General features: G+C 29.0%; 3 protein-coding genes and 1 pseudogene. 3 read left to right on the top strand and 1 reads right to left on the bottom strand.

Going from position 1 to position 5,025, the window contains the following annotated elements; genetic code table 11:
- Positions 1-189: 189 nt before the first annotated feature.
- The 3 genes from ABJG40_RS13890 to ABJG40_RS13880 all read left to right on the top strand — a co-directional run bounded on the left by ABJG40_RS13890 (position 190) and on the right by ABJG40_RS13880 (position 4,647).
- Positions 190-1,254, top strand: coding sequence for a 3-oxoacyl-ACP synthase III family protein (locus ABJG40_RS13890; RefSeq protein ID WP_348025192.1), 1,065 nt, complete (start codon positions 190-192; stop codon positions 1,252-1,254).
- Between the two features lie 244 nt (positions 1,255-1,498).
- Entirely contained in the window at positions 1,499-3,034 is a 1,536-nt protein-coding gene (gene guaA / locus ABJG40_RS13885; protein WP_348025191.1) for a glutamine-hydrolyzing GMP synthase, read from the top strand.
- Positions 3,025-4,647, top strand: a complete 1,623-nt coding sequence (locus ABJG40_RS13880; RefSeq protein ID WP_348025190.1) for a LysM peptidoglycan-binding domain-containing protein — start codon at positions 3,025-3,027, stop codon at positions 4,645-4,647. The genes guaA and ABJG40_RS13880 overlap by 10 nt, the downstream gene beginning before the upstream one ends.
- 201 nt (positions 4,648-4,848) lie before the next feature.
- Here the strand turns inward: ABJG40_RS13880 and ABJG40_RS13875 are convergent.
- Positions 4,849-5,025 (bottom strand): annotated as a pseudogene (locus ABJG40_RS13875) (DUF2892 domain-containing protein); the annotation flags it as partial.

Below are 5,025 nucleotides of genomic sequence, written 5' to 3'. Positions count from 1 at the left end.
TCTATAGCTACTGTTATGGAGGTGAAGCTAGGTGTTTATAATTAAAATAAGATGCATTTTTCTAATTTATTTACTGGTATTATTCGTTTTGAATATCATTTTATATTGTAAAAAATAATACTATTAAATTAAGAAATTGTAAATTAGATGCTTGTCTTTTTTAATAAAAAACAATACTTAATTTTAATTATGATTTCTTCAAAAATAACTGGTACAGGAGCTTACATTCCTTCAATAAAGAAAGAAAATATAGAATTTTTAAATGAGCATTTTTTAAACGAAGATGGTTCTACTTTTAGTTCTAGTAATGATGTAATTATAGAAAAATTTAAAGCAATTACAGGTATTGAAGAAAGGCGTTATGCAACACCAGATTTAAATACGTCAGATTTAGCATTTTTAGCAAGTAAAAAGGCAATTAAAGACGCAAACTTAGATCCAGAAGAGCTAGATTATATTATTCTTGCACATAATTTTGGAGATGTTAAACAAGGAGCTGTTCAGAGTGATATTTTGCCAAGTTTAGCAGCAAGAGTTAAATATAAATTGGGTATAGAAAACCCTAATTGTGTTGCTTACGATATTCTTTTTGGTTGTCCAGGTTGGGTAGAAGGAGTTATTCAAGCTCAGGCATTTATAAAAGCAGGAATTGCAAAAAAATGTTTAGTTATAGGTGCAGAAACTTTATCTAGAGTTGTAGATAAATATGATAGAGATTCTATGATATTTAGTGATGGAGCAGGTGCTTGTATTGTAGAAGCAACTGAAAAAGAGGGTGCAAAAATTTTAAGTCATGCAACTCAAACATTTGCAAAAGAAGAAGCTTTTTATTTATATTATGGAAAGTCATTTAACAAGTCTGCAAACAAAGATACTCGCTATATTAAAATGTTAGGAAGAAAAATTTACGAATTTGCATTGGTAAATGTTCCTTTAGCAATGAAAGTAGCATTAGATAAAAGTGATGTTTCTATAGATGAAGTAAAGAAAATTTTTATTCATCAGGCAAATGAAAAAATGGACGAAGCTATTATTAAACGCTTCTTTAGATTGTTTAAAAAGAAGGTGCCAGAAGGAGTTATGCCTATGAGTATTCATAAATTAGGAAACAGTTCTGTTGCAACCATACCAACTTTGTTAGATTTAGTAAAAAAAGGTGAAATTGAAAACCAAGAAATAAACAAAGGAGATGTAGTGATTTTTACATCTGTAGGAGCAGGAATGAACTTAAACGCGATTGTTTATCGATTCTAAGTTTCAAATCTTTAGTATAAATAAAATAGTATTATCACAAAACAGGTTAGACAAATTAAGTTTAACCTGTTTTTTTTAGAACAAGTTGTTTAAGAATGATTTTATATGATTAAAAGTTTAGAAATCGATAATAATTTTCATTAAAAAACTAAACATATTTTATTGTTTTACTAGCGAATTCTAATTAGTGAGAAAAAATATGAATTTCAGTGTTAAAATTTAATCTGAAATAGTATTTTTGCGCATGCAACAACACAACGTACTTATTTTAGATTTCGGATCGCAATACACACAATTAATTGCGAGAAGAGTAAGAGAATTAAACATTTACTGTGAAATTCATCCTTTTAACCATCTACCAGAAAATCAATCAGAGTTTAAAGCGGTTATTCTTTCTGGAAGCCCAAACTCTGTAAGAGGAGAAAATGTTCTTCATCCTGATTTGTCAGAAATTAGAGGAAAAAAACCTGTTTTAGCAGTTTGTTATGGTGCTCAATATTTAGCTCACTTTTCTGGCGGTAAAGTAGCACCTTCTAATACAAGAGAATATGGAAGAGCAAATTTATCATTTATAAAAAGTGATGAGGTTTTCTTTGATGGTATTTCAGAAGGGAGTCAAGTTTGGATGAGCCACTCAGATACTATTAAAGAATTACCAACTAATGGAGAGTTGTTAGCAAGTACAAAAGACGTTGAAAATGCGGCTTACAAAATTAATGGAGAAGAAACTTTTGCAATTCAATTTCATCCAGAAGTATATCATTCTAAAGATGGTAAACAACTATTAGAAAATTTTTTAGTTAAAATTGCTGGAGTAGAACAAACATGGACTCCACAATGTTTTGTAGAAAATACCGTTAAAGATATTAGAGCAAAAGTAGGAAATGATAAAGTTGTTTTAGGTCTTTCAGGAGGTGTAGATTCTTCTGTTGCTGCAGTTTTATTAAACAAAGCAATAGGTAAAAACCTATATTGTATTTTTGTTAACAACGGACTTTTACGTAAAAATGAGTTCGAAACCGTATTAAAAAGATACGAAGGCATGGGATTAAACGTTAAAGGAGTTGATGCTTCTACACGTTTTTTAAAAGCTCTTGAGGGTTTAACAGATCCAGAACAGAAAAGAAAAGCTATTGGTAATGCTTTTATTGAAGTTTTTGATGATGAAGCACATAAAATTACAGATGTAACTTGGTTAGCACAAGGTACAATTTATCCAGATGTTATTGAATCTGTTTCTGTAAATGGCGGGCCATCAGCTACAATAAAAAGCCATCATAATGTGGGAGGTTTACCAGATTATATGAAATTAAAAATTGTAGAACCTTTAAAAATGATTTTTAAAGACGAGGTAAGAAGAGTAGGCGCTTCAATGGGAATAGATCCAGAGTTATTAGGGCGTCACCCTTTTCCTGGACCTGGTTTAGGAATTCGTATTTTAGGAGATATTACTGCAGAAAAAGTGCGTATTTTACAAGAGGTAGATGCTGTTTTTATAAATGGTTTAAAGGAAGACGGATTGTATGATAGCGTTTGGCAAGCAGGTGCAATGTTACTTCCTGTAAACTCTGTAGGGGTGATGGGAGATGAAAGAACCTATGAAAAAGTAGTAGCTTTAAGAGCTGTAGAAAGTACAGATGGAATGACGGCAGATTGGGTAAATTTACCTTATGAGTTTTTGCAAAAAACGTCTAATAAAATTATAAATCAAGTAAAAGGTGTAAATAGAGTAGTGTATGATATTAGCTCTAAACCACCTGCAACAATAGAATGGGAATAAAGTATATGAAACATGTAAAGTTTTTTGTTTTTCTATGTATTATAACGTTTACTGTTTCTTGCGGTCAACAAAAAAAATACGTTGATTATAAAGTAAAAGAAGGTGAAACAATGAGGTCCATAGCCAATAGATTGGATATGAAAACTAAAGATTTACTTCGCCTTAACCCAGATGTTGGTAGAAAACCAAAGGCTAATTCTGTGATAGTAATCCCTAACAAAAAGATAAAAACTACTGTAGATTCTGTAACAGATAACGTTGTAGATGTTGTTAAAATTGATACTAAAAAGAACAATGCAACTATAGAAAATAAAGATAAACTTTTAAAAGAACTTAAAAAAGACTTTGTAGTATATGAAGTTAAAAAGGGGGATACATTTTATAGTTTAACTCGTTTTTACAATGTTTCTCAAGAAGAAATGATAGCTTTAAACCCAGTTTTATCAGAAGGATTAAAAGTGGGGCAGGTTATAAAAATCAAACCTATTTTAGAAGGCAAAGAAGAAACAGAAGTTCATATTTATGATGATAAAATAGATAAAGAAATTTCTTTAAAGGTTGCAATATTACTACCTTTTTTAACCAAAGAAAATGATACAATAGATTCTAAAGATCTTTTTATAAAAAGTAGATTAGCTAATATTGTAACAGATTTTTATTTAGGCTCAGAAATAGCAATAGATTCTTTAAGAAAACAAGGAGTTAATATAGATCTTAATGTTTATGATACAGGAAGAAAGAGCACCAAAATAAAAACAATTATTGCAGAAAATAATTTAGAAGATAATGATGTAATTATAGGCCCTTTATATTCAGAAGAAGCAGAAATACTTGCAAATAAAATAAAAACACCTGTAGTTTTTCCTCATTATTCTAAAAAACAATCAAAATTTTCATCACCAAAATTAATAAAAACTTCTCCAGAGAAAAAAGTGTTTAGAGAAGAGTTAACTAATTTTATAAAAGACAATTTTAAAAAAGGAAATTTAATTTTAGTTGGAGATGGACAATCAGCATCAAATAACTCTAATACACTTATAAAACAATCTTTAGAGTCACACGATTCTATAAAAGTAGTTAACGTATTAAAGCCTAAAGACGGTTATATTGCAAAAGATCGTTTTTTAAAAATTTTAAAACCAAATATAGATAATTGGGTAATTTTAACTTCTGATAATAATGTTCTAGTGGCAGATGCTATAAACAGTTTAATTAGTCTACCAGATTCTACACATGTTCGTGTTTTTACTTTCAATAAGGGTAGAGCTTTTAATAAGATTTCAAATTTAAAATTGGCTAAAATTAATTTAACTTATGTAAGTGATGAGTATGTAAATGAAGCTTCAGCGTCAACACAATTATTTAACAAACAATATATTCGTAAAAATAATGCACTACCATCTTTTTATGCAACCAAAGGGTTTGATATTACTTATGATATTTTAATACGTTTAGCTTCTGGTAATGATTTAAAATCTACGTTTAAAGAAGGAGCTTCATTTAGAGTAGAAAGCAAATTTGATTATTCAACAAAATTGTTTGGTGCAACAGAAAACAAAGGTTTATTTATTGTAAAATATAATAAAGATCTAAGTTTAACAAGGTTAAAGTAGTAAGTAATAGCTTTTTTTTAGAAGCTATTACCTGCTATCCACTATATCTTTTTGTGAAAAACAAAAAGGATGCCGTTACTATCAGGGCTAAGCCAATTTAAAGTTATTAGATTTAATCTAAAAAAAGATTTATTATTTATAAAATTATACAACAAAAAATCCGCTTTTTAGCGGATTTTTTATACTTATAAAAATAATGAATTAGATTTTTTTCATTTGATCTTTCATCATTTTCATTTGATCTTTTAACATTCCGTGTTTGTCTAATTTTTTTGCTTCTGCCATTAAATTAGTAGCTTCACGTTTACGTCTTTTAGTCATTGCAATTCCTGCTAATTGTAATTTAGCCATAGCTAAATCATGATCCAATGCTAAACC

Origin of the sequence: Polaribacter sp., assembly GCF_039939415.1 — a bacterium.
In the GTDB taxonomy this organism is placed as follows: domain Bacteria; phylum Bacteroidota; class Bacteroidia; order Flavobacteriales; family Flavobacteriaceae; genus Polaribacter.
The sequence above is the reverse complement of the archived record's forward strand: the minus strand, read 5'-3'. Positions and strand labels throughout refer to the sequence as shown.